The sequence below is a fragment of the Acidovorax sp. 99 genome (assembly GCF_003096455.1).
Lineage (GTDB): Bacteria > Pseudomonadota > Gammaproteobacteria > Burkholderiales > Burkholderiaceae_C > Acidovorax > Acidovorax delafieldii.
The window spans coordinates 94,024-119,464 of sequence record NZ_QEKU01000001.1; the positions used below are offsets into that span (position 1 = coordinate 94,024).

General features: G+C 62.1%; 21 protein-coding genes. 2 read left to right on the top strand and 19 right to left on the bottom strand.

Annotation, left to right across the window (positions count from 1 at the left end):
* Positions 1-162: 162 nt before the first annotated feature.
* From C8C95_RS00495 to C8C95_RS00575, 17 genes are all read right to left on the bottom strand, one after another.
* On the bottom strand, positions 163-1,431 hold the full coding sequence (locus C8C95_RS00495; protein ID WP_116747279.1) for a type II secretion system F family protein: 1,269 nt from the start codon (positions 1,429-1,431) through the stop codon (positions 163-165).
* Positions 1,432-1,453: 22 nt separating this feature from the next.
* Entirely contained in the window at positions 1,454-3,199 is a 1,746-nt protein-coding gene (locus C8C95_RS00500; RefSeq protein WP_099730536.1) for a GspE/PulE family protein, read from the bottom strand.
* Positions 3,183-4,688, bottom strand: coding sequence for an ExeA family protein (locus tag C8C95_RS00505; protein WP_116747280.1), 1,506 nt, complete (start codon positions 4,686-4,688; stop codon positions 3,183-3,185). Before C8C95_RS00505 ends, C8C95_RS00500 begins: the two co-directional genes overlap by 17 nt.
* Positions 4,685-5,635, bottom strand: a complete 951-nt coding sequence (locus C8C95_RS00510) for a tetratricopeptide repeat protein (protein WP_165836497.1) — start codon at positions 5,633-5,635, stop codon at positions 4,685-4,687. Before C8C95_RS00510 ends, C8C95_RS00505 begins: the two co-directional genes overlap by 4 nt.
* 56 nt (positions 5,636-5,691) lie before the next feature.
* Positions 5,692-7,482 carry a pilus (MSHA type) biogenesis protein MshL gene (gene mshL / locus C8C95_RS00515; RefSeq protein ID WP_116747282.1) on the bottom strand — a complete coding sequence of 597 codons (1,791 nt, stop codon included), beginning with the start codon at positions 7,480-7,482 and terminating at the stop codon, positions 5,692-5,694.
* 132 nt (positions 7,483-7,614) lie between these two features.
* On the bottom strand, positions 7,615-8,202 hold the full coding sequence (locus C8C95_RS00520; RefSeq protein ID WP_116747283.1) for a hypothetical protein: 588 nt from the start codon (positions 8,200-8,202) through the stop codon (positions 7,615-7,617).
* The gene (locus C8C95_RS00525; RefSeq protein WP_116747284.1) at positions 8,199-9,512 is read right to left on the bottom strand and encodes a hypothetical protein; all 1,314 of its coding nucleotides are present in this window, start codon (positions 9,510-9,512) and stop codon (positions 8,199-8,201) included. Before C8C95_RS00525 ends, C8C95_RS00520 begins: the two co-directional genes overlap by 4 nt.
* Entirely contained in the window at positions 9,509-10,012 is a 504-nt protein-coding gene (locus tag C8C95_RS00530) for a hypothetical protein (RefSeq protein ID WP_116747285.1), read from the bottom strand. The genes C8C95_RS00525 and C8C95_RS00530 overlap by 4 nt, the downstream gene beginning before the upstream one ends.
* The gene (locus tag C8C95_RS00535) at positions 10,013-10,939 is read right to left on the bottom strand and encodes a prepilin-type N-terminal cleavage/methylation domain-containing protein (protein WP_116747286.1); all 927 of its coding nucleotides are present in this window, start codon (positions 10,937-10,939) and stop codon (positions 10,013-10,015) included.
* A gap of 63 nt (positions 10,940-11,002) precedes the next feature.
* Entirely contained in the window at positions 11,003-11,836 is an 834-nt protein-coding gene (locus C8C95_RS00540; RefSeq protein WP_110961227.1) for a prepilin-type N-terminal cleavage/methylation domain-containing protein, read from the bottom strand.
* Between the two features lie 22 nt (positions 11,837-11,858).
* Positions 11,859-12,716: a prepilin-type N-terminal cleavage/methylation domain-containing protein gene (locus C8C95_RS00545; RefSeq protein WP_110961226.1), complete on the bottom strand. Its 858-nt coding sequence runs from the start codon at positions 12,714-12,716 to the stop codon at positions 11,859-11,861.
* 678 nt (positions 12,717-13,394) lie between these two features.
* Complete coding sequence (locus C8C95_RS00550) at positions 13,395-14,558, bottom strand: Gfo/Idh/MocA family oxidoreductase (protein WP_116747287.1); 1,164 nt, start codon at positions 14,556-14,558, stop codon at positions 13,395-13,397.
* Positions 14,559-14,615: 57 nt separating this feature from the next.
* Positions 14,616-15,626 carry a sugar phosphate isomerase/epimerase gene (locus tag C8C95_RS00555; protein WP_116747288.1) on the bottom strand — a complete coding sequence of 337 codons (1,011 nt, stop codon included), beginning with the start codon at positions 15,624-15,626 and terminating at the stop codon, positions 14,616-14,618.
* Positions 15,627-15,739: 113 nt separating this feature from the next.
* Positions 15,740-16,720, bottom strand: a complete 981-nt coding sequence (locus C8C95_RS00560; RefSeq protein ID WP_116747289.1) for a substrate-binding domain-containing protein — start codon at positions 16,718-16,720, stop codon at positions 15,740-15,742.
* A 193-nt stretch (positions 16,721-16,913) separates the two neighbouring features.
* The gene (locus tag C8C95_RS00565; protein WP_207780550.1) at positions 16,914-17,975 is read right to left on the bottom strand and encodes an ABC transporter permease; all 1,062 of its coding nucleotides are present in this window, start codon (positions 17,973-17,975) and stop codon (positions 16,914-16,916) included.
* Complete coding sequence (locus C8C95_RS00570; protein WP_116747290.1) at positions 17,956-19,446, bottom strand: sugar ABC transporter ATP-binding protein; 1,491 nt, start codon at positions 19,444-19,446, stop codon at positions 17,956-17,958. The genes C8C95_RS00565 and C8C95_RS00570 overlap by 20 nt, the downstream gene beginning before the upstream one ends.
* Entirely contained in the window at positions 19,443-20,642 is a 1,200-nt protein-coding gene (locus tag C8C95_RS00575; protein WP_116750082.1) for an ROK family transcriptional regulator, read from the bottom strand. The genes C8C95_RS00570 and C8C95_RS00575 overlap by 4 nt, the downstream gene beginning before the upstream one ends.
* Before the next feature lie 337 nt (positions 20,643-20,979).
* On the opposite strand from C8C95_RS00575, the gene C8C95_RS00580 reads away from it, so the two are divergent.
* The gene (locus tag C8C95_RS00580) at positions 20,980-22,869 is read left to right on the top strand and encodes a DUF262 domain-containing protein (RefSeq protein ID WP_116747291.1); all 1,890 of its coding nucleotides are present in this window, start codon (positions 20,980-20,982) and stop codon (positions 22,867-22,869) included.
* A 419-nt stretch (positions 22,870-23,288) separates the two neighbouring features.
* On the opposite strand, the gene C8C95_RS00585 is transcribed toward C8C95_RS00580, so the two are convergent.
* Together C8C95_RS00585 and C8C95_RS00590 are read right to left on the bottom strand one after the other, a co-directional pair.
* Positions 23,289-23,762: a cupin domain-containing protein gene (locus C8C95_RS00585; RefSeq protein ID WP_116747292.1), complete on the bottom strand. Its 474-nt coding sequence runs from the start codon at positions 23,760-23,762 to the stop codon at positions 23,289-23,291.
* Between the two features lie 63 nt (positions 23,763-23,825).
* Complete coding sequence (locus C8C95_RS00590; RefSeq protein ID WP_116747293.1) at positions 23,826-24,218, bottom strand: 4-oxalocrotonate tautomerase family protein; 393 nt, start codon at positions 24,216-24,218, stop codon at positions 23,826-23,828.
* A 117-nt stretch (positions 24,219-24,335) separates the two neighbouring features.
* On the opposite strand from C8C95_RS00590, the gene C8C95_RS00595 reads away from it, so the two are divergent.
* Positions 24,336-25,280: a LysR family transcriptional regulator gene (locus C8C95_RS00595; RefSeq protein ID WP_116750083.1), complete on the top strand. Its 945-nt coding sequence runs from the start codon at positions 24,336-24,338 to the stop codon at positions 25,278-25,280.
* The last annotated feature ends 161 nt before the right edge of the window (positions 25,281-25,441 follow it).

Consider the following 25,441-nt stretch of genomic DNA (forward strand, 5'->3'; position numbering starts at 1 on the left):
GCCAAGCCGCCGCCGATCAAGACAGGCCTTTTCATGGCCACCCCGCCAACATCAACTGACTGCACTGGTTGAGCGCAAAGCACGCCTTTGCATCCAAGAAACCACCCAACCGTGCTTCTCGCTGGCCACGATAAGCGGTGGACATCGCAACGCTACGCATCTTCAACCACCCATGCTTTGAGTGACCGACTGCCGCACCAGGTCGTAAACAGGCAACAACAGCGCAACGATCAGGAAAAGAAACAAGCCCCCTGCAACCAAGATGATCAGAGGCTTGAGGATTTCCGCGAGCGACTTGACCAACACCTCGAGGCGCTTGCGATAGTCCGCTGCAAGGTGAGAGAGCTGCTGATCCAGGCTACCGGACTCTTCCCCTACGGAAATCATGCGAACTGCCATCGCAGGAAAACCGCCCACACGCCGCATCGATGAAGACACGGACTCCCCACGCGAAACCGATTCCGCCACATGGATGAGACGGGTGCGGTAGTAGCGGTTCTTGGTGGCCCGCCCCAGAACGCGCAGGCTGGACACCATGTCTACCCCCGCACGTACGAGGATCGAGAGATGCTCGGTGATATGTGCCATGCCGGAAGACACCAGCAACGTACGAGCAATCGGCAAACGGTGCATGAAGGTATAGGTTGCAAGCTGGAATCGCTCGGACCGCCTGAAGGCAATGACGCCGATCGACACCACGATGACCGTGACCAGCAGCACCCAGGGCAGATGGGTGGACAGCAAGTTCGCAAAGGCCACCAGCCCTTCTGTGATGGGTGGCAGTTTCGCCTGCAGCTGCTTGAACAGGCGCGCCATGTTGGGCACAACGTAGTAGATCCAGAAGATGGCGACGCCAATGATGGAGGCGAACACAAACGCCGGATAGATCAGAGCAGTCTTGATATCGCGCCGGATATTGATCATGCGCTCCACGTGCTCCGCCGCTTCGCCGAGCATGCGGTCCAGAGTACCTGTCTGGTCCCCGATGGAGATGAGGTTACGCACCGTCTCAGGGAACACATTGGGGTGCCGGTTGAAAGCTTCGGTCATGCCCACACCCGCGTTCAGGTCGTCCAGCATGTTGCGTGCAACGGACGCCATGGCAGGGTTGCCAACACTATGGCTTTCTTCCACCAGGGTGGTCAGCGCATCAAGGGCGGGAACGCCTGCGCGCATCATGAGGCCCAAGTCGCGAAGGAAGCCCGCAAGGTCCTCGCCGCGCACTTGCTTTCGGAACAGATGCAACAGCGCATCGGCCACCACTGCAAGCCAGGCCGGAAAACGCCACAGGCTGATCACCGTGCCGTCAGTGTCGGCCTCCAGCCGCATGCGAGCCGATAAGTCGCGCTTGACTGCCAGGCGCAACAGACCCGAGCGCACCCCGCCATGGGGCAGCAGTACGCGGTAGTAATAAGTGTTGAGATTGGCCATTCAATGCTTCCGCCAAAGCGGCTCAGTCCTCGCCCACGGTGCGGAGGATTTCCTCCATCGTGGTCTCACCTGCCAACACGCGGTGTCGCGCCAACGTCAAGATGGGGCGCATGCCTGCTGCCAGTGCGCGTTGCCGCATTTCGGCCCGCGTGGCATCAGAGGCGATGGCGTCCGCCAGATCACGGTTAACCACCAGCATTTCGTACACCGGCAGGCGGCCCAGATACCCTGTGTCGCGGCAGTGATGGCAGCCGGCACCATGGAACACCTGCAGCATTTCGCCCGCAGCGCCCTGCCCCAGCCAGCGGCGCTCATCGTCAGTCGCAAGACGTGGCTTGGCGCAGTGTGGACAAATGCGGCGCACAAGGCGCTGGTTGATCACTGCCACCAGGTTTTCGGCAATCGTTTCTGTGTCCACGCCTAGCAGCTTGAGGCGAGGCATCACCCCAAAAATGCTGCCCACGTGCAAGGTAGACAACACCAGGTGCCCGGTAGAGGATGCGTCGAGCGCTGCACGTGCAGTCTCGGAGTCCCGGATTTCACCCACCAGGATGATGTCGGGGTCATGCCGCAGAAAGTGCCGCATGGCGTTGGCAAACTCGTAGCCCGCACGGCGGTTGACTTCGGTCTGGCAGGCGACCGGGACACGGTATTCCACCGGATCCTCCACAGTCAACACGTTGCGCTCAATCAAAGGTTGCATGCGCAGCGCGGCGTGCAGCGTCGTGCTCTTGCCTGAGCCGGTAGGGCCTGTGATCAGGATGAGGCCGTGCGGCCGCGAGAACGCCTTGGCCATGACGGCGACATCCTCCTCCAGAAAACCGAGGTCTGCCAGCTTGTCCAGGTTGCTGCGTTCGGGCAAAAGGCGCAGCACCATGCGCTCGCCAAATTCAGAGATCAAGGTGGAGACACGGATGGTGAAGTTGTGCTCCATCACCTGTGCCGTAAAGCTACCGTCCTGGGGCAGGCGCTGTTCGCTGGCATCCATGTCGGCCTGCAGCTTGACGTAGACCACCAGGCGGTCCAGGGCCGGCGAGAGCGCGAACACCGGACGCAAAACACCGTCTACGCGCAGCAGCACCGAACGGCTACGCGCCGTGGGCGCCAGATGGATATCCGTCGCCCGTTCGCGCACCGCCAGGTGGAGCATGTGTTCCAGCAAACGGGCGGGGCTGTAAGCACGATCCACGTCGGCTTCAAGCTTACGGACCTCGCTCTCTATCAGGCGTGCCGGCGGGTGCTCTGCGAAGTAATAGTGCTGCTGGATGGCCTGGGCAACACTATCGAATTCACCTTGGAAAAAATGGCATCCCTTGCCCAGCTTGCGCTGCACAAGTTCGGTCACCGTATCAGGCTGTGCGTCGCCAAGCACTACCTCGATCAGGCCTTCGTCGTTTTCCCGCACAGGCAGAAAGCCATAAGTCAGGCACAACGATCGGTTAAAGATGCCCGCTACCGCAGTATCGGGTTCCGGCATTTCATCGGCGTTGACAAAGCGCAGTCCGCGCTGGCCAGCAAGCTGGCGTGCGACCTCGTTGGCACTTGCGAAACCCAGCTCCACCAGAAGGTTGCCCATAGGCACCTTCTCGATCTTCTGTTTTTGCAACACATAGTCGATGGCGACTGCAGACACAAGGCCGGCATTGACCAATGCAGCGCCCAGGGAAGGACTCTTGTCACGCAGCACCGCCAGGCGATCCTCGGCCGTAGGGCCTGCGGGCTGCAACTGGCCCGAGGCCTCTAGCAATGATTCAGCGGGGGGATGCATCCTGATGCTCCAGAAGTAAGAAGGTCAGTTCGTCGGGCTTGCCAGTCGGCGGCAGACCCTGCTGCAGTTGAAAGCGGGCGAACGCCTCTCCAGTCTTCGAACCAAAAAAACCGTCGTCAGGCTCACGCTTGTCCAGAAGGCCCATGCCCTTGAGCTTGCCCTGTACCTTGCGCGTGACCTGCTCGGCGGCCTCGATGTTGCGGGTGTTGTTGCGACTCAGCCATGCGACCCAGGACTCCTTGTCCACACTGAAGCGGCACAGGCGAGTCGACGGTTTCAGGCTGTCGGCCATGCCATCGGGCAGGCGGTAAACATGCACCACTTCGTCCGCAGCAGCGGCCGCCTTGAGCTGGTTTTCACAGGCTTGGCGAGCAGGTACCGCAGCCGCAGGCTGCGCCTTGGGTGTCGGTGCAGTCGCCACGAAGGCGGTCGCAGAGCTGCCATTGGGCGATAAGGCTGAGGCCTCGCCCGACACCGTTGGCCGAACTACCTCGGGGGCGGGAGCTGCCACCACGGGGGCTGCTGGCGATACATGCTCGCTGGGTTGGGTAGCCAACCCCCAGCTGGCCAGCGCGACTGTTGCTGTCGTGCCCGCCAGCAGGCCGGCGAGCACCCAGGCCTTGCGACCGCGATGGCTACCAGTCACCTTGGCGAACACTGCGGCTTCATCCCCCAATGCAGGCAGATCCGCCACCGCACGCTGAACCAGGGACTCGGTCACCACAGATGCTCTGGTACTCGCCAAACCATACAGACAACGGTCCAGCACCAGATGGATGCGCCGCAGGTTTCCCTGCGTGGCCCGGTGCAAAACGTCCGCAGCTGCAGGTTCGATGGAGAGGCGCCCCTCTGCGCCCGCAGCGTTCACGCGAAAGTCGAAGTAACGGGTGACTTCATCCTTTTGCAGACCCGACAGCCGAGCGTGTTTGATGATGCGACTCTTGAGCTGACGCAACTCCGGCGTCGCCAGGGTTTCCTCCAGCTCGGACTGTCCGACCAGCAGGATCTGCAACAGCTTTTCCTGGCCGGTTTCCAAATTGCACAACAAGCGCACCAGCTCGAGCGATTCCACACTGAGGTTCTGCGCATCATCGATCACCAGCAAGCTGATCTCGCCTGCCTGGTGCCCCGCGATCAGGAACTCGGTCAGTCGCGCCAGTCCCTGCTCCACGGAGTCCGAGGGGGGCAAACCGAAGTCCGACTGTATGGCGGACAACAGAGCACTGTCTTGCAAAAAGGTGTTCAGGATCAGCGCTGAGTGGCAGTTCTTGCCACTGAGGGTGTCCAGCAGGCGTCGCACCAAAGTGCTCTTGCCCAGCCCGACTTCTCCTGTCAGAAGAACAAAGCCCTTGCGCGCCTCGATGCAGTGCACGATCTCCGCGAAATCCTCCTCCAGCCGAGGCGTGAAGAAGTACGAACCCGCATCCGGCGTCGGCGGAAACGGGTTGCGTGACAACCCCAGCGTGGCATAGATGGAATTGGCCGTCATTGGCGTGCAGCAGGGGTGAACTGGGCCAATGCGGCCCGCAACGCAGCCGAATCTGGTTGCAGTCGCGATGCGGCATCAAGGGTTGCGCGGGCTTCTTCAGTCTTTTGCTGGCGCGACTGAATGCTGGCCAGGTTGATGGCAGCTTCTTCATCGCCAGGCAGCCGCTCAAGAATGACGCGATAACCGTCTGCAGCAGCAGCATCGCGGCCGGCGCGCAGGTCAAACCAGGCTTGCGCGCGCAACAGTCCCAAAGACCCTGCCGGCAGACGCTCCTTCAACGCAGCCAATTCACGTTCAGCATCGGCCGTACGTGACTCTTTCATGGCGGCGACGAAACGGGCAAAGCGCAGCTCCACCGGAGTGTCATCCACGGCCGGGGCCGTCGCCACCGCGGGCGCAGTCGCCGTATTGGAGCGGTTTGCACCATGCGCCTGTCGCATCGCACTGCTGCGGGTCACCGCAGCCGGTGCGTGCGTAGCAACACCACTGCGTGGGCTGGTTGCCACGACCATCTTGGGCGCAGCGGGCTCCATGGCAACAGCCGGAGCGGGAGTCGCTGACTGCACGGGCGCAGCTGCGGGAGCAGCCACAGCGACTGCTGGAGCTGGCACGGCAACAGGCGCAGGAACTACCGGTGCAGGAGCAGCAGCCATGGCAGAGTTGGCGGCCGCAGCAGGGTCAGCAGCGGATACCGTCACTGGCGTTGGCAACGCCGCAGCAGGCGCAGCCGTTTCAGCGACGGGCGAAGCGACCGCCACCGGGGCTGGCGCTGCAGCGGGGGCCGGACTTGGCGCAGCAGCCATCGGCGGCGGCAATGCCTTGGGCTTCATCTGGGTCTGCCAGACAAACCACCCCAGAATCCCCGCCCCCAATACGACGGCGAAAGCCAGCATGGCATCCAGCCATGCTGGACGGCCACGCACCGCCGCCTTGGAAGCCCTTGCCATGGCAGGCTTGGAATCTTGAGGCGCATCCATGGATTTCAGCGCGTCGTGGATGAGGCTCATAGCACACGCACCCGCAAGACGATCACCAGCTCACGACTTCCGTGCACTTTGTTCTCATTGCCGAACAGCTTGCCCAGCAAAGGCACGTCAGACACCCCAGGTGCTCCACGGTCGTTATTGGAGCTGCGCTGGTCGATCAACCCCCCGACCACTACCACGTCGCCATCGCCCACGTTCAAGGTCGTGGTCAGCCCCTTGTAGCTCACCTTGGGAAGGGAGACGAGGTTGTCTCCCCCCACAGCCACCAGTTGCAGGCTGGCAGGGTCGACATCGCTCTGCATGGGATTCAGCAACAGCTCGATGCGGCCATCGTCACGGACCATGGGCAGCACCCCCACCATGACACCGGAGAACACGGTGTCAGTCTGTACGCTGGAAGATGTGGTGGACGCACCGCCACCAGGAACGGTTTGCGTGGATGCGGACTGCGACACGTAGCGCGAGCTAGTGCCAACGGACAGCAATGCAGGCGTGCCGTTGCGCACTTGCACGTTGGGATTGGACAGTACCTTCAGATTTCCGTAGGAGCGCAGTGCGTTGATCACAATGCCATAGTTGCTGCCTTGGTAAGACATGCCCAGTGCAGGCCCAGCCACGCTACCGATCAGCGCTGCGGGGATGGAAATGGCCCGCGAAGGGTAGCCCGTGCCGGCATTCGGCAACGTACCCGAGCTGCCACCCAGCTGCATGGGCGACGAACCAAAGCCTGCCGCCAGACGGCTGCGCAAAGACGTCCAGTCCACACCGAACTCGAAGTTGTCAGACAGCTGTACATCGATCAGCTGCGCCTCGACATACACCTGCTTGCCCAGCACCTTGTGCACCTGGGCCAACATCTTCTCGACGGCGCGCATCTTGGAGGGACGGGCTTTTACGTACAGCGTGCCAGTCATCTTGTTCAATGTGAAGCCGCTGTCTTCATTCATCGTGGCCAAGGGCGCTTGCGGCAACTGGGCGGGACGTGTTGGGTTGGCCCCACTCCCAATCCAAGGCGACGAGGACGAGCCCGGGGTCGTCATGCTCAGGTTCTGCTGCTGCTGGGCCAGGCGGTCTTGGTGCGAGTCACCCAATACCGACTTGAGGGCGGTTTCGATTTCCAGGTACGGATCCGTACTTCCGCCGCCAGAGCCCGACATGGTCAGGCTGCCCTGTTGGGCACCAGATCCGCCGCCCCCGCTGCTCCCACTCCCGCTTCCGCCCCCGCCGCCCGAATTGGAGCTGCCGAAAACGTTACCGCCAGAGCCCATCTGGATGCTGGTCTTGGTGTTGAGAAAGTTCAATGAAAAGAACTTCTCCTCGGTAAGGTTCACGCGCAGCGTATTGCCACGGAACTCGCCAGCCACGTCATAGGTGCGCAGCACTTCGTTGAAGCCTTCGCGCAGTGTCACCTGGCGCAAGTGCATGTCGGCAAGCTGCCCGCCCTTCAGCACATTGGGATCAACGATCAAGTTCAGGTTTCCTGCGTCGGCAAACGCACTCAAGATCTGGCTGATGCTGGCTCGGGACATGGCCACATTGATCAGCTTGCCTTCCAGCGGATCAAACACCGGGGCCACCGGAGCGATGACCGGTGCCGCTGCCGTCTTGTTGATTTCGGCCAGCAACATCTGCTGATGTACCAGCAAACGCTGGGCCTCTTGCGCAGCGTGCTCGCGCATCTGGTCTGCTGCAGTGGTATCTGGCGGCGGGAGGCTGGAAGCGCTGCGGGGCGAAGGGCTGGCGCAACCAGCCAGCACCAGGGCGGCACATACCAGCGCCAATGGCTTGAAAAATGGAGGATTGTTCATGTCGCTGTCCTTGGCGCTACTAGCGTGATTTCTTGAAATGGTCATGAGGAGAAGCCAACGGGGGCCCACAACGCGATGCACACGCCGAACCGCGAGTCACGTTGTCTGTCTGCTGCCAGCGGACCTTCGTGGTCATGGCAAGCTCTTGATAGGGCCAGGTTGTCCGCCCGGCAGACCCGAGCGGAACTCCTGGGTATTAATGCTTGCCAGCGATCCGTCAGGCCAGCGCAGCGTTCCCACCCGCAGTTCCCCCTGAGGCAGCGTCAAAGTCTGACGCCCCAGCCGCTCGGTAACCACCGCCTCGCTGGGGCGCACCTGCACAACACGCCCACCGCCCTCCAGCCGTGCACCCTGGCGTGCCAGTTGGCCGTCAATCACCACAGACTGCCGCTCAGAGGCCAGATCGTCCAAATGCAATGACAGGGAGCGGCGCGGCATTTGCACACTGCCCACCACATCACTGCCAGGCACTGGCAGCGCGATCAGACGCTGCGGATCGGTGCCTGCCGCCATCGTCTGCGCCTGGATGCGAGACATGGCGCCAAAGGCCTCGGTCACGCGCTCCTGATCCGTGCGCAAAGCGGCTGGCAAGGGCGCCAGCTCCACGGTCACGGGACGCATCGACGGAGTGCGCGCTTGAGTGAGCTGAAACACGCCATAGAGCCCCCAGCCGAGCAAAAGAATGGCAAGCCCATTGAGAAGTAAAGCCGCGTATTTCATGGTTTCACATTTCCTGGAGCAGCTGCATTGGCCACCAGCTCATACGAGAAAGAACCTGGCAGCGTGAAGGTGGGATCCACTGCCCGGAGCGTCCAGCCAGCCGCTGCCATCTGGGAGACCCAGCGTGTCACAGAAGCCGAGGCACCGGGTGCGACCACGCCGTCTACACGGAAGGCTTTTTTACCGGGTTGTGCACTCCCTAAAGAGCTCGTCGTTTCCAGACGTACTCGCTGGATCCGAATGTCCTTGTTGGAGGCAGCTTTCAACACTGCCATGAACGCCACTGGGTCATGGCGCGCGCCCTCATCCAGCGTGCGCGAGAACTCGGCCACCGGCAGCAGCTTCCCCGGAGCTTCCACCAACGACACCGCCTGGATTCGGCTTTGCAGCGCCTCCAGCTCAGCGCGCTGGTTCATTCCCGCATTGCGCTGCTGATCCGCCAGTTGCCCGACCAGCACGCCCACGATGGCCAGAACGATGCCGACGAGCGCCGTTACCACGGTGATAGGAGCCACCCAGCGCTCGGCACGCCACGCCACCCGCTCCAGACTAGGATTCAGTGCATGGCGGCCTGCAGCCTTGCGCGCCAATGTCGGCATCACGGTATGTACCCGCTCAGCAGCCAGCGTCATCTCTTGCGCATGCATGATCACTGGCGCCCCGCCCACTACGCTGCGTACAGCTGCGAGGCAGGTGTCCACATCCGCAGGCTGCGTAGACCACAGCGTGCACCACTCCACAGCCTCCGCACCCAGCCGCATCAACAAGGTACTGTGGTTGCTGGTCAGCACCTGGGCCGCACTGGCCATGGCAGATGGCCCAGAACCCAGCGCCTGGGTAGAGCCAAAAACCATGCCTTCTTCGGATTGCACAAAACACATCAGCCGCCGCTGGGACAGCACGACGCGCGCACTGCCAGACGCCACGCCGTCACACAGGAGCCCGCTAGCCATCATCACCAGGCAGTGGTCGTCCTGCTCCTTGGCCCATTGCGTGCAACGCTGCCACAGATCCAGCGAAATCGCCGAGAAGAACACCTGAAAGCCGCCCGGCAATTTGACCAGCCGGTGCACCACGACATGGGCCGCGCCTTCGACGAGGCCTTGCGTGCGCACACGCTTTTCAACCAAAGCGGCTGCGTATTCGGTCTTGCCCTCGAAACGCCAGACGTCGGTATAGACGTCGTCCATGTCCAACACCACCAGCGCGCTGTGGGTCAGACGCGGCCATGCAGGAACTTCTTCGACCTGATGCCCGTGGCAGTGCAACCAGCCGGAACTGGCTACGCGATACACATGTTCTGCACTCATGGAGTCACCTTCGGCGATGGAGAAACAGACGCCGTCTGAAAGTGCAGCGTGCCCGTGACGCCCAGCAAAAGCCCTTGGTCGCCAGGCAGCGGGGGTTGGAACAGGCTGGCTTCCGGCGACACCGTGCCGATCTCGAACACGTCCGCCACAAAAATCTGCCCTGCTCCGCCACGACCCAGTTCGCCCAGGAACTGAGCCGCCTCGACCCGCGTCGCCGGGGCTACGGCACGGCGCAACCGGCGTTCGCCCCATTGGGACGGGTCAAAGCCCATGCGCTCCACCTGCTGAGAAACGTCTTTGATAGAACGCACCAGTTGCTCGCGCCGCTGCACTTCAGGCACAAGACTGCGGGCGCTTTCGAGCCCCTGCTGCAACTGCGCGAATTGCTGGCGCTCCCAAGCCAGTTGCTTGAGACCGCGTTGCGCCAGCCAGGCTCCACCGCCCAGCAGGGCAGTGGCCAGCGCCAGACAGGCCAGCTTGAGCGTACGGGTGCCGTTCAATTACTGCTCCATGATCCAGTGGGCGGTCAGCAAGATGACCTGGTCTTCGTCAAAGGTGCGGCCGGTTACAGTCCCCGCTGCGCTACCGGAATTGTTGTCAATACCCGCACGCGCATCGCTGTTGTTCATCTGAGTGCTGTTCCCGCTACCCACGTTGATGGCGACGCCCTGCGTGTTGTTGGCTTCCCACTGATTGCCGGGCGCATTGGCTTGGTTGGCAGCAGTCTGCTGGAGACGACCTTGGATACGGAAACGGCCTTCGCGGGAATCCGGCTTGCCATCAATCACCTGATCCATGAAGCGCGCCAGATCAGGCGTCAAGCCGCGAATCACCATGACGTTCCCCGCGCCGCTGGCAACGCCAGCATCGTTGAACTGGAAGCACACTTGAAGCTCCGCAGGGTTGCCATTGGAGTCGATGTACAGGAAGCGATCCTCGTGACCTTCGCCGCGGCCAGGGGGCATACGCACACCGGCACGGGTCATCAGTTCGCGCAGGTTCGCGGTGGCCAGCGCGGCATCGCCAGTACCCACCGTGTTGGCTGCATAACCTTGACCGGAGCAAATTTTGCGGCCGCGGTCCGTGAAGCTGGCTGGAATGCCTGGAACATTCATGGAGCCCGCGCGGGTACATGCATTGCCACCGTTGATCGAAGTTTCCGTGCCATCCACCATGTAAGTCGGCGCTTGCTGGCAGTCGCCCACCACCACACCCGTCCGCTGGTAGTACTGGTCGTAGGCCATCTTCCACTGATAGGCAAACTTGTTGACGGCCTTCTGATATTCGGCATTGCGCTGAACATCCTTGGCAATAGCTACAGCACCGATGATCAGGCCGATGACTGCCAGCACGATGGCCAGTTCGACCAAAGTGAAACCTTGCTGGACCTTACGGCCCAGCCCACGAAACGAGTGCATCTTTTTCATTGAAACCTCCGACGAGGGAAATAAGTTGTTTAAAGAGTCAATGGTGGAAGGGCTCACGCCACATCACTGATTCATGCGGTAGATGGCCGTGACGATGGCGATCTGGTCTTCGTCAAAAGCACGATCATTGGTCGTGCCGATCTGGTCACGGTTGGAGGCTTGCCACTCCTGCCCCGGCGCATTGGGATTGGTGCCACCAGCGTTGTTCAGCACGCCCTGGCGACGGAAACGGCCTTCGCGTTCATCAGGCTTGCCGTCGATCATTTGATCCAGCGCGCGTGCCAGGTCAGGCGTCAGGCCGGTGATGACCATTACGTTGCCCATGCCATCACCCACTGCATTCGCGGCAGAGCCATTACCGAGCGGCACGTTCCACTGGAAGCACACCTGGACTTCTTGTGGGTTGCCATTGGTGTCTAGATAGACATAGCGGTCTTCCAGACCTTCCGCACGGCCGGGAGGCATGCGGATACCGGCACGCGTCATCAGGGCACGCAGGTCAGGATCCGTACCAGCGGTGAATCCTCGCGTCATGCCCTGCCCTCGCGCTGCACGGCAAATGGCGTTTGGTGGCGTGACACCAGTCATATTGCGCCCAGAACGTGTACCACCGGCCAGATATCGCTCGCCGTTGACCATGTTCTGGGGCGCTGTCTGGCTATCTCCCAGTACCACGCCAGTGCGCTGGTAGTACTGGTTGTAGGCCTGCTCCCACTGGTCAATGAACTTGTTCTTGATCTTGGTGTACTCGGCATTGCGCTGCACATCCTTGCCGATGGCCACGGCGCCGATGATGAGACCGATGACAGCCAGAACGACGGCCAGCTCAACCAAAGTGAAACCCTGCTGTCCCACTGAACGCGGCCGAAGCGTCATGTTCTTGAATACGTATTTCATGATGTTGTATCCCTCGCCCTGATTACTGGTTCATCTTGTAGATGGCGGTCAGGGTGATGACCTGCTCTTCGTCCCGAGTGTTGCCCGCGCCGGCGGCGGTGGTAGCACCCGCTCCACGCCCGTAGGTGTTATTGGCAGACCACTCCACCCCTGGTCCATTGGGCGTTCCGTTGGCCACACCCCTCAATCGGAAACGGCCTTCTTGCGCATCGGGCTTGCCATCGATCATTTGATCCAGCATTCGAGCGAGATCAGGAGTCAGCCCCGAGATGACCATCACGTTGCCAGCCCCTTCCGGCGAGGTAGGGCGGTTCCACTGGAAACACACTTGAACCTCCTGAGGAGAGCCATTCGTATCGGTGTAGACGTAGACGTCTTCCTGGCCCTCGGCACGCCCTGGGGGCATGCGAATGCCTGCCCGGGTCATGTACGCACGGAGGTCATTGACATTTGCCGTAAATGGGTTGTTGGAGCGCATAACACCAGCTTCCGGATTGCGCGCGCAAACGGGTGCTGGCTCTGCACCGGCCGCAACTAGCGTTGCCATGTTCCCGCCAGAAGTCGGGTTATTGCCGGTCGCCACATAAGCGGCACCGTTGACCATGATGCGGGGCGCCGTCTGGCTATCGCCCACCACCACGCCGGTGCGCTGGTAGTACTGGTTGTACGCCTGCTCCCACTGGTCAATGAACTTGTTCTTGATCTTCGTGTACTCGGCATTGCGCTGCACATCCTTGCCGATGGCCACGGCGCCGATGATCAAGCCGATGACGGCCAACACAACAGCCAATTCCACCAAGGTAAAACCACCCTGTGTCGCTCGGGAACCGGGAGAACAGTGTGCGCGCCGAGCAGGCAGGACGGAGAAAAGTGATCGCATGATTTCCTCAGGCGTTGAAAGAAGAGTGAGCGCGGAGATTACTAAACGTAACGAAAGTAAACAATTAAAAATTGGCGTCAGCGATCCACGCGTTTTGCATCCCTCAACTGCCTTGCGGCACTGCTGGCAACGCTTGTTGGGTGGCATCCGACCCGCATCCCATCCATCTATTTTTTTGATTTGAATCAATGGCTTACGGCCATTCTTTGTCTAACCACCAACTTCAGAAGATGGTGCGCAAGCATCGCGCAAGTGCCCTCGCATAGCCATAGTGCGTATGTATTAGTGACACAACAGCAACAAAAACAAACAATTAGTCATGCTTTTCAATAGCTAACAGCTATCGACAAGCTCAGGGTTTTCCTGACCAAAAAATCCAGGGAATTCAGAACTTGCCAACAGGCCTGGCGTTTGCGCCAACCTCACACGGACAGGCAGGCGGAAAGGCTCCGCAAAGTGAGCAACATTTAGCGAGCGCAGAACCTCCCGCCAAAGGTCGGGGCGGAGATGGTCGCGGCTACCCAACCCTCGCAGGGTGCAGCTGCGAGGCATGCGTGTGGGTGTAAACCACCGGCATAACAAACCAGGGGTGTATGCGCGTTGCGCCCCTTCTCAACACTGTTTCATCTCTTTGATCGCAGATGCAGAAGATCCCATGCGGTGTGACGGCAGCGTTGCTCAACGCAACGCCGTCCACTTCTGCTCGCTGGCCGCAGAGGCAACCACCCGCTCGATAAAGCGCACGCCGCGCGCGCCGTCTTCCACGCGCGGGTAGTCGGCGTGCAGCGGGTCGGGCGCTGTGCCCGCCTGCCGTGCGCGGATGTCCGCCGCCACGCCCAGGTAGACGTTGGCAAAGGCTTCGATGAAGGCCTCGGGGTGGCCCGCTGGAATGCGCCCGGCATGCAGCGCGGCCGGGCTGAGCCACGGTGAGCCGCGCGTGAGGATGCGGCGTGGGCCGTCCACCGGGGAGTGGATGAGCTGGTTGGGTTCTTCCTGCCGCCAAGTGATGGTGCCGAGCGTGCCCGATACCTGCAGGCGCAGGTCGTTCTCCAGCCCCGCAGCCACTTGCGATGCCACGATGAAGCCGCGTGCGCCGCTGTCGTAGCGCAGTAGCAGCTGGGCGTCGTCGTCCAGCCTGCGCCCGGCGCCAAAGGTGGTGAGGTCGGCGCATACCCAGGCGGGGTGCTGGCCGGTGACAGTGGCGGCCAGATTCTCGGCGTGCGACCCGATGTCGCCCAGCGTGCCCGCGCTGCCGCTGCGCGCCGGGTCCAGCCGCCAATCCGCCTGTTTGTTGGCACCGCCCTCTTCCACTGCGGTGGCCAGCCAGCCCTGGTTGTATTCGACCGTGATCTTGCGCAGTGTGCCCAGCGCACCGCTCTGCACCAGGTGGCGCGCCTCGCGCACCATGGGGTAGCCGGTGTAGTTGTAGGTCACGCCGAACACGGTGCCCGCCTTCTTCACGGCCGCCACCAGCTCGTCGGCCTGCGCGCGGGTGTGCACCAGCGGCTTGTCGCACACCACATGAAAGCCTGCCTGCACAAACGCCAGGGCCACCGGGTGGTGCACATGGTTGGGGGTGACGATGCTCACCAGGTCGATGCGCTCATGCGCGGGGCGGCGCAGTTCGTCGGCCAGCAGGTCTTGCCAAGTGCCGTGGTTGCGGTCGTCGGCCAGGTCCAGTTCCGCGCCGGATGCACGGGCGCGCTCGGGCGAGGATGAGAGCGCGCCCGCCACCAGTTCGAACTGGCCGTCAAGCGCCATGGCCTTGCGGTGCACCGCGCCGATGAACGCGCCGTGGCCGCCGCCCACCATGGCGTAGCGGAGCTTTTGAGGACTGGACATACTAAACGCCTTTGCTCGCGGTGTGTTGTTGTTATGGGTTTTAGAAACGGGCAGCGGCTAGGCCTGCTTGTCGCGTGCAAACACAGCGTCGAACGCACCGGCGGCGGGCTTGAAATCCAGCCGCTTGCAGAACGCAGCGCTCTCTGTGGCGCCGTGGACGCGGTCCATGCGGCTGTCTTCCCACTCCACCGAGAGCGGGCCCTGGTAGCCGATGTCGTTCAGCGCGACGATGATGGATTCAAAGTCGATCATCCCGCGCCCCACGCTGCGAAAGTCCCAGTTCCGCCGCGCATCGCCAAAGCTGGTGTGGCCGCCGAACACGCCCACCGTGCCGTCGCCCTTGCCCCACCACACGTCCTTAATGTGGGCGTTGTAGATGCGATGGCCAAACTGGCGGATGAACCTGATGTAGTCCACGCCCTGGTAGGCCAGGTGGCTCGGGTCGTAGTTAAAGCCGAAGCGCTTGTTGCCGCCCACCGCCGCAATCGCCCGCTCGGCAGAGGCGATGTCGAATGCGATCTCGGTGGGGTGCACTTCGAGCGCGAAGTTGATGTCGTGCTGCTCGAACACATCGAGGATGGGGCCGAAGCGCTGGGCGAAGTCAGCAAAGCCTTTGTCCCAATACGCCTGCGTAGTGGGCGGGAAGGCATAGATCGAGTGCCACACCGACGAGCCCGTGAAGCCCGTCACCGTCTTCACGCCAAACTTCGCGGCCGCGCGCGCCGTGTCGGCCAGCTCGGCCGCTGCGCGCTGGCGCACGCCTTCGGGTTCGCCATCGCCCCACACATGCGGCGGCAGGATGGATTGGTGGCGCTCGTCGATCAAATCGCACACGGCCTGGCCCACCAGGTGATTGCCGATGGCAAAACACTGCAGGCCATGCTGGGCCAGCAGTGCGTGTTTGTCTTTGACGTACTGGGGCGACGACAGCGCCTCTTGCACGTTGAAATGGTCGCCCCAGCAGGCCAGCTCCAGGCCGTCGTAGCCCATGCTTTTGGCCAAGGGCGCGAGTTCAGCCAAAGGCAGGTCGGCCCACTGGCCGGTGAAGAGGGTGACGGGTCTTGGCATGGTGGCTCCAAGGGGCGTTGGGTTGCAGATGCGAAGCGGCAAACAGCTACTCTTTTTATAGCTGCTTGCGCTTGATGAATAGGAGCTACAGGCCTATTTGATTCAAAACACCATCAGAACGGCGAGTCGGGGAAGTAGAAGTCCTTCGCCGTTTCCTTGGTGATCAGCACCGACGGAATGATGGTGTTGGCGGGCAGCTTCTCGCCCTTGATGCGCGCCTCGGCCGTGAGCTTGATCGAGTCGTAGATGAACTTGGGGCTGTACGACACGTTGGCCTGGATGAGAGGGTTGCTGCCGTCCATCAGCGTCTTGATCATGCCCTTGGCACCCGCGCCGCCAAACACCAGCTTGATGTCCTTGCGCTTGGCCTGCTCGATGGCCTTGAGCACGCCCACGGCCATGTCGTCGTCGGCGGCCCACACCGCGTCGATCTGCGGGAAGCGGGTCAGGTAGTCCTGCATCACCTTGAAGGCGTCGTCGCGGTTCCAGTTGGCGTACTTGGCGTCCAGCAGCTTGATGCCGGGGTGGTTCTTCAGCACGCTGTTGAACGCATCCATGCGCTCGTTGTCCAGCGTGGTCGCAATGCCGCGCATGGCCACCACGTTGCCCTTGCCGCCCAGCGCCTTGGCGATGTACTCGGCCGGAATCTTGCCAAACGCCGTGTTGTCACCGGCCACATACGCGTCCTGCGCGCTGGTGTCGGTCAGGCCCCGGTCCACCACCGTCACGTACACGCCCTTGGCCTTGACCTGGGCCACGGGCTTGGTCAGCGCCGCCGATTCGAACGGGAAGATGACCAGGGCGTTGATCTTGTTCACCGTGACCAGATCCTGCAACTGGTTGGCCTGTTCGGGCGCGCCGCCTGCGGTCTTCACGATCACCTGCAGGCCGGGGTGGGCCTTCTCCAGGTCCTTCTTGGCCTGGTTGGCCCAGTACACGATGCCACCCGTGAAGCCGTGCGTGGCCGACGGAATGGCCACGCCCACCACCGTCTTGTTGGCCTGCGCCACGGCGGGGGCGGCCAATGCGAAGGCAGCGGCGCCCACGGCCGATAGGGCCAGGCGGCGGGTGAAAGAAGAAAGTTGGCTGTTCATGCGTTGTCTCCTGTTGCTTTGGAATATGGCCATAGAAGCTGGCCGGCTGGGGAACACCTTGAAAAACAAATGCACGCAAAGAGTGGCTGGAAAACTCAGCGAAGCGGTCCTGGCTAGGCGCTGTGTCGCAGACAGTGCGAATAGCACGGCAAGACACAGCAACAACGCCAGGAGAGTTGTTCCAGCCACTCCATCACCGCTTGCCCCTCTGCATGAAGGCAACCGCAATGATCACGAAGCCCTGGACCGCCGCGTTCAGGTACACGCTGATGATGCTGGTGAGGTTGAGGATGTTGCTGATGACCGACAGCAGGATCGCGCCCACCACCGTGCCGGTGATGCTGCCCGCCCCGCCCTTCAACACCGTGCCGCCCACAATGACGGCGGCAATCGCCTCCAGCTCCCACAGCAGGCCCGTGGTGGGCGATGCGGAGCCCAGGCGCGGCACGTAGAGCAGCGTGGCAATGCCCACGCACACCCCGAGCAGCATGTACGTGAGGATCTTGATCTTGTGCACGTCCACCGCCGCGTACTGCGCCACCTGCTCGTTGGAGCCGATGGCCTGCACATAGCGGCCGTAGGCCGTGCGGTTCAGGATGACGCCGCCCACGATGGCGGCCAGCAGAAAGACCCACACCGGAATCGGCACGCCCAGCAGGTTGGCGTAGTACACCGGGCTGTAGATGTCCGACAGGTCGTTCTCCAGCGTGATAGCGCCGCCGTTCGAAAAATACGTGAGGTACGCGCGGAAGATGCCCAGCGTGCCCAGCGTCACGATGAAAGGCTCGATGCGGCCCTTGGTGATCAAGAGGCCGTGCACCAGCCCGAACACCGCGCCCAGCACCACCGCCAGCAGCATGCCCACCACCACGGCCGCCATGGGCGAGCCCAGCACGGGTGCCATCGCGTTCATGAACAGGATGACCGAGCCCGCGATCAGCGCCGCCATCGACCCCACCGACAGGTCGATGCCGCCTGAGATGATCACAAAGCACATGCCCACCGCGATGATGCCAATGAAGGCCGTGCGCGTGAGCACGTTCATCACGTTGTCGTAGGTGGCGAAGTTGCTGTTGAGCAGCGTGCCCGCAATGCACAGCAGCACCAGGCCGATGACCGGGCCCAGGCCGTGCAGCTTGCCCCACCAGGCGCTGACACCGGTGGCTCCCGCCGCAGTGGCTGCGGCATGGCGGCTGCCGCCTGCCTGCGGGGCTGCGGCGTTTTCCGCCGGTACGTTAACGGGTGCCTGTGGCATGGGCGATCAACTCCTCTTCGGTCAAATGCGGCGCTTGTAGCGTGGTCTGCAGCCGCCCGGCGCGCATCACCGCCACGCGGTGGCACAGGCCGATCAGCTCCATCAGTTCGGACGAAATCACGACCACCGCCAGCCCCTGCGCTGCCAGGCGCTGCACCAGGTGATAGACCTCGCGCTTGGCGCCCACGTCCACGCCGCGCGTGGGCTCGTCGAGCACCACCACGCTGGGGCCGGGGTGCAGCACCTTGGCCAGCGCCAGCTTCTGCTGGTTGCCGCCCGACAGCGATGACGCACGCACCTCCAGCGAGCCGGTGCGGATGCCGAACTCCTGCACCGCATCGCGCAGCGCGGCCTGCTCGGCCGCGGGGTCGAGCCAGGGCTTGGCATAGCGCTCCAGCGCCATCAGCGTCAGATTGGGCCGCAGGCCAAAGTGCACATGCAGGCCCTTGCCCTTGCGGTCTTCACTCAGATAGGTCAAGCCGTGGCGCGCCGCATCGCGCGGGCTTTTCAGCTGCACGTGCTGGCCCGCTATCTCCACCGTGCCCGCCGTACGCGGACGCAGGCCCAGCAGGCCTTCAAACAGCTCCGTGCGCCCTGCGCCCACCAGCCCGGCAAAGCCCAGAATCTCGCCGCGCCGCACTTCAAAGCCAATGTCCTCGGCCCACCCAGGCACCGTGAGGCCGCGCACCTTGATGGCCGGTGCGCCACCCTCCGGCGCAGGCAGCTTGGGCGGGAACAAATCCGCCAGCTCGCGGCCCACCATCAGGTTGGCCATCTGCCGCCGCGTCACGCTGGCCGTGGCCTCGCGCGCCACCAGCAGGCCGTCGCGCATCACCACCACCTCATCGGTGGTGCGCTCCACTTCGTCGAGCTTGTGCGATATGTAGATGATGGTCACGCCCGCGGCCTTGAGCCCGGCCATCAGCGCGAACAGGCGCTCCGTCTCGCCCGGGGTCAGCGTGGCGGTGGGCTCGTCCATGATGAGCAGGCGCGCATTGCGGGCCAGCGCGCGGGCAATCTCCACCAGCTGCTTTTCGGCCACGATGAGCTTGCGCACCCGCGTGTCCGGGTCCAGCGGCAAGCCCACTTTGGCAAGCGCCTCGCGCGTCTTCTCGCGCATCGCCTTGTCGTCAAGGAAAAGCCCCTTGCGGATCTCATGCCCCAGGAAGATGTTCTGCGCAATCGTCAGATCGTCCGCCAGGTTGAACTCCTGGTGGATCAGCACGATGCCCTGCGCCTCCGCCGCGCGCGAGCCGCCGCCCGGGGCGCGCACCGCGCCGTCCACCACCACCTCGCCGGTGGTGGGGCTCTCGTACCCGGCCAGAATCTTCATCAGCGTGGACTTGCCCGCGCCGTTCTCGCCCAGCAGGCCGTATACGCGGCCCGGCTGCAGCGCAAAGCCCACGCCGTGCAGCACGCGCACCGGGCCAAACTCCTTGGTCACATTGCGGAACTCGACGGCCACGCTCATCGCGCCACCCCCGCACCCGCACCGGCGCTCACCACCGAGCCCGCGCGCGACAGGCTCTCCTGCATCGCCAGCACGCCCGCGCCCACCACACCGGCATCGTCGGCCAGCGGCGCATATTGAATCTCCAGGTGTCGCGTCGATAGCGCCAGCGAGCGGTGGTACACGCTTTGCCGCACCGACGCGAGGAACAGCGGCCCCATGTCCGTCACCCGCCCTGCAATGAACACATGCGACGGGTTGAAGAAGTTGACGATGGACGCCAGCATCTGCCCCACCAGGCTGCCCGCGCGCTGGATGATGGCGTTGGCCGCCACATCGCCCGTGCGGCTGGCCTGGGCCACGTCTTCAATGGTCAGCGTGCCCGTGCTTTGCAGCCGCTCGGCCAGCAGCGCGCTCTCGCCGCGCTGCGCGGCCTCGGTGGCCATGCGCGCCATGGCGGGCGCTGCGGCCATCGCCTCCACACAGCCCTGGTTGCCGCAGTGGCAGCGCGGGCCATGCTGGTCCACACAGATGTGGCCCACATCGCCCGCCGAGCCATTGGCGCCCCGGTACACCTGCCCATGGCACACGATGCCGCAGCCAATGCCCGTGCCCACCTTGATCACGAGGAAGTTGGGCAGATTGCGCTGCAGCCGGTACATCTCGCCCAGCGCCATCAGGTTCACGTCGTTGTCCACAAACACCGGCGCGGCAAACGCCTCGCGCAGGTAGTCGCGGATGGAAAAGCCGTCCCAGTCGGGCATCAGCGGCGGGTTGACGAGCTGCCCGCTTTCAAAATCCACCGGCCCCGGCACGCCCATGCCAATGGCGATCACCTGGTTGGGGGCCAGCCCGCAGCGCGCCAGCAGCTCCCGCATCAGCCCCCGCACCCGCGCCAGGATCACGCCCGGCCCATGGCGCACATCAATCGGCTCGCGGTGCCGCGCCAGCACCGTCATGTCGGGCCGCATCACCGCTATCTGCATGCTGGTCGCACCCAGGTCGGCGCCAATCACCACGCCCAGGGTTTCGCTCAGTCGAAGGGTTTCGGCACGGCGGCCGCCAGAGGATTCCTGCAGGCCCACCTCGTCGAGCAAGCCTTCATCTAACAACGCCGCCACCATGGCGTTGGCCTTGCTCTTGGAATACGCGAGGCGTTGCGCCAGCGCATTGCGCGACGCGCCAGCGGACCAGAAGATGGTCTGCAAGACGCTCAGGTCTTCGGTGCCGCAGTGACTCCAGCGGGTGGATGGCAAGGCTTGTCTCCTGTCGTTTTCGTATGCAGCACCTCATGGGGTGGGTGCTTGACAGGGATGCTATGCGGTCTACTTTGGCCGGGCAAGACTGAACTTTGACCTAAAACAAGCCGAAATAAGCAGGCCTATCCTGGAATTTGGCCGGCTCAAGCTCAGGTTCAACGGACCCATACGCTTTGATATGGCGCCGCATATCCTCCGACCCAACTGATTGGCCGTCAGCCCAGACCGGCATGACGGCTCATGCAGTTTGTGCCGAAATCGCTCGGGTACCATTGACATAAAGGAGGAGGACAGAATGCAAGCAAATCCGCGAAGCATCAGCGAGCTATTTAATTCCCAGCTCCGCTATGTAGTTCCAATGTTCCAGAGGCTCTATGTCTGGCAGCAGTCGCCTCAGTGGGAGACTTTATGGGAAGACGTAGCAGAAAAGGCAGCTCTTCGTATCGCCAAAAAAGAGACTAGTCCTCACTATCTCGGAGCGTTAATTATTGAAGGGGTTAAGCCCACCTCGCCCCGTGAGGTCAAGCGTTTCTTGGTCATTGACGGCCAACAGCGCCTGACTACCCTCCAGCTACTCCTTTGCGCGTTTCGCGATCTCGCGCGCCAGCTCGACTGGAAAAGCATTGACAAGCCGCTCACGCGCTACCTCGAAAACGCGGATCCCGATGTTATGGATAGACCGGAGGAGGAGGTATTCAAACTGTGGCCGACTACCCTCAACCGCGAAATTTATAAAAGTGTTCTCACTTCGGGGAGCAAAGCTGAAGTCGCTAAGCGTCACCCGCTAGTATTTATTGGGCGAAAGCGAAAGCCGGAACCGCGCAGCAATCTCGTTGAAGCCTATCTCTATTTTCACAATCAAATTTCTTCGTGGATCGACACCACTGTGTTGACTGCTGCGAGCGATGCAGAGACTGTGGCATTCAACCTCCTTCAGGCCGTGCAGGAGGATTTTTCGGTCGTGGAGATCACTTTGTCGGATGGTGATGATTCGCAGGAAATTTTCTACTCGCTTAATTCCCAAGGCCGTCCACTTTCGCAATCTGATCTTCTCCGAAGCCTGATTTTTATGCGCGCAGAGAAGGAAAAACAGAATCGGGACCAAATATTTGACGAATACTGGAGTAAGTTCGAGACTCCATTTTGGAGCCTGGAAGTGAAGCGCGCTGGCCGGAGTTATTCGCGTTTAGATCTCGGTCTCCGATATTTTTTGATTGCCAAAACTGGACAACTTATTGACGCGCGCCGTGTCAATGAGGAGTACCGGCAGTGGATCTCATCAAAGCCCCCTCGATACGCTAGTGTTCGTGACGAGCTAGCTGATTTTGTGAAACACGGAGACGTATATGCGAGGTATGAGTCGTCGCCTACTTCAACGTTGCCTTCCACAGACCTACGCAGAATCTTCGCGGACTTTGATGTATCGACTGCATTACCTCTGGTAATGTTCCTAGAGCTAGAAGCCGGGCTCGATGACCAACAACTGTCCAAATGCCTAGCGATGGTGGAGTCCTTCATCGCACGACGCGTGTTCTTGAACGATGAGAATCGCGAATACAACAAGTTCTTCGTTGAGATCGTGGGCAATTTGCTGGGGAAGCGCGGAGACGATGTGGCTCCCGCACTACGCACAAAATTACTCTCGGGCGGAGGAGGAACGCGGCGCTGGCCGACCGACCAGGAGGTAGTAGAGCACGCGATTAGCAAACCTGTGTATAACGTTTTGAGCACCTCTGCCTTACGATTAATTTTGGAGCGCCTAGAGTTAAGTCAAAGGAACAAAAAAACAGAAAAAATGGAGATAGAGCCAAATCTCCAGATCGAACACGTGCTACCGCAGACTTGGTGGACACACTGGTCGTTGCAAGGCAAGGCGATCCCTGAGCTTATTGGCAGATATCCGTATTACGCCACTGACGAGAAATACCTTGAGTTTAAATATTTTGAAGAATCGATCAGACAGCGAAATAGCGCGATTCACATGCTTGGAAACCTGTCCCTGGTCAATAGACACCTCAACCCCGCAGGGAGCAACCAAGCATTCACGATAAAACTCGATGAATACCGAAATTCGATACTCAGATTGAATCGCTACTTTTCGAATTGCAAAGAGTGGGACGAACAGGCCATATCGGTACGTAGCAAAATTTTGGGTGAAGCGATATGCTCGATCTGGCCGCGCTAATTAATCAACGTCGAGCGACCGCTACTCAAAAATATCCCGGCGCAGCTAATTTTTCGTCAGAAAATTCAGCAAACACGTAGCGCCGTCAAACGGCCAGGCCGGTGCGCTCTACAGATTGCCTTGATGCAGGCCACACTGTCTGACACACGAGCGCTTTGCAGCCGCTGCGTCGCCAAGTCCACCATGGGCTAGCTGGGGTCCATGCCGTCAAAGCGCCAGCCGAGGTGCACCAGTGCCATGTCCTCTAACTCCCGCTTGCCGCCTCCGCCCACCACCAGGAAGCGACTGAGGGCCTGGAAAGTTTGCTCTGCATTTAATAGCTATCAGCGCTTTACCAATAAGCACTCCAGCCTTTTTCACTCATATTTCTGCGGGGAATGTGCTTGCCTCCGCTGCATAGAGTGCCTCGACTGGCCGGGCTAGCAGAGATCACGCGCCGACACGCCCACAGCTTCGCACCACCGGTGGTAGTCCGCCCGCCGATCCGCCGTGGTGATCCGCTGCAGCACTGTGTGATGCGACCCCAGGTATTCCACGCTGCCCTTCACCATCACATGCACCAGCAGCGTTTCGGTGCCCGTCGCCTCCCACCAGTCCACATTGCCAGCAGGCTCGTGGATGTAGTCGCCCGGCCGCACCACGCGGCCATCGTTCAGGCGGCGCTCGCCCGCCAGCGTCAGGGCGTGCACTTCGCCCGTGTGCCGGTGCAGGCCCAGCCGCGTGCCGGGCGACAGGCGCATCAGCTCTACCCACCCAGCGTCGTCGGGCAGGAACTGAATGGGCAGGGACCACTTGCCTTCGCCTTCAGGGATCCAGTCCGCCAGGCCTGCGCGCTCCAGCGTCTGGGCCACGATCACTTCGGCAAGGTGGTTGTTCGTTGTCGTCATTGTCATGTCGGTGCTCCTGGGTAAGTAGCTATTGGTTGATGGCTTGATTAATTGCTTGCCTGCTTATTGCTAGGGGTGCTGGTGGCGGTATTCCTGCGTGCGGCCGCCAAAGCCGTAGGCGGTGGCGCGCACGTCCTGCACGTAGACATAGCTTTCGGGGTGCAGCGCGCCCAGCAGGCCTTCGAAGGCTGCGAACGCCTCGGCGATGTAGCGCGCCTTTTCGGCCTTGGTGTTGGTCTCGTCCACCACCTTGACGTCGAAGTAGAAGCTCGACTGCTTCAGGTCGGCCAGCGACCGGCCGGCGACGTACCAGTCGGCCGGGTCCACAAAGGTGATGACCACGGCGGTGAGGTCGCGCCGCTTGCCGAGCACGCGGGTGGTCAGGTCGAGCAGCGTTTCTGCAATGCGGGCAGACAGCTCGGGCGTGCGTTGGGCAGACACTTTGACGTTGAGGATGGGCATGGAGGGCTCCTGTTGAAAGCATTGGGTTGAACGAGCCTTCACTGTAGAAATCGCGCCCCGCCAAGGAAACCGCCCGTGGCGATAATGGCTTTTGCTCCGCACGCAAAGGCGCGCTTGATGAAAAACGCTTTCTTCCTCCCCGATCCGGCCGACCTGCGGTGGCTGGTGCGGTCGCTCGACCTGCGCTCGTTTTCTGCAGCGGCGCGTGAAATGGATGTGGCGGTGTCGGTGGTGGCGCGAGGTGTGGACCGGCTGGAGGCCGGCTACGGCGTGCGCTTGCTGCGCCGGTCCACGCATGGCCTGTCGGCCACGCCCGAGGGCGCAGAGCTGGCGCAGGAAGCGCGTGCCTTGCTGGCGCAGCTGGAGGACATTGGGGCTTCGCTGTCGGACCAGCGCAGCCGCGTGGCGGGCACCCTGCGCCTGGCCTCCAGCCAGGAGATTTGCGAGGCGCTGGTGCTGCCCCACCTGGCGGACCTGCACGCGCGCTACCCCGCGCTGCGGGTGGAGCTGTTGGCCGATGACCGTGTGGCCGACCTGGTGACGGAGGGCATCGACGTGGCGCTGCGCACCACCGTGGGCCACAGCGACCTGGTGGTGGCGCGCGCGCTGGGGCGGTTTGAGCGGCGCCTGTACGCGGCCCCTGGATATTTGGAACAGCACGGCACGCCCGCCGAGCCTAGCGAGCTGCAGCAGCACCACACCGTCACGCACACCGCGCAGGGGCCTGCGGTGACCTGGGCTTTTCACAATCCAAAAGGCAACGCACAAGGCAAGCCGCTGGAGGTAACCGTGCGCTCGCGCCTGGCCGCCAGCAGTTCGGCCCTGGTGCACCACGCGCTGGTGAGTGGCGCGGGCATCGGCATGCTGTCTAGCCCGCTCGCGGCGGCCGATGTGGCGCAAGGCCGGTTGGTGGAGGTGCTGGCGCCTTTTGCGTCCCGCACCGTGCACACGCTGTACGCGGTGTCATCACCGGGCCGGCGCAATGCGGCCAGGGTGAAGGCGGTGATTGATTTTCTGGTGAAGGCGTCGAAGGACCGGTGGGCGCTGGCGCCTGTGCGTTGAAGGTTGACGCAAACGGCTGGCACGGGCGTTGGCTGCCCCGCTGCGCGGCAGCATGTGGCGGCCATTACTCCGACGGCCAGCGCTCGATGCAAGATGGGTGAAGTCCTGGCGCGCAAGCTGCGGCAAACTCGGTGGGCAAAGCCCCTGTGATTTTCCACCGC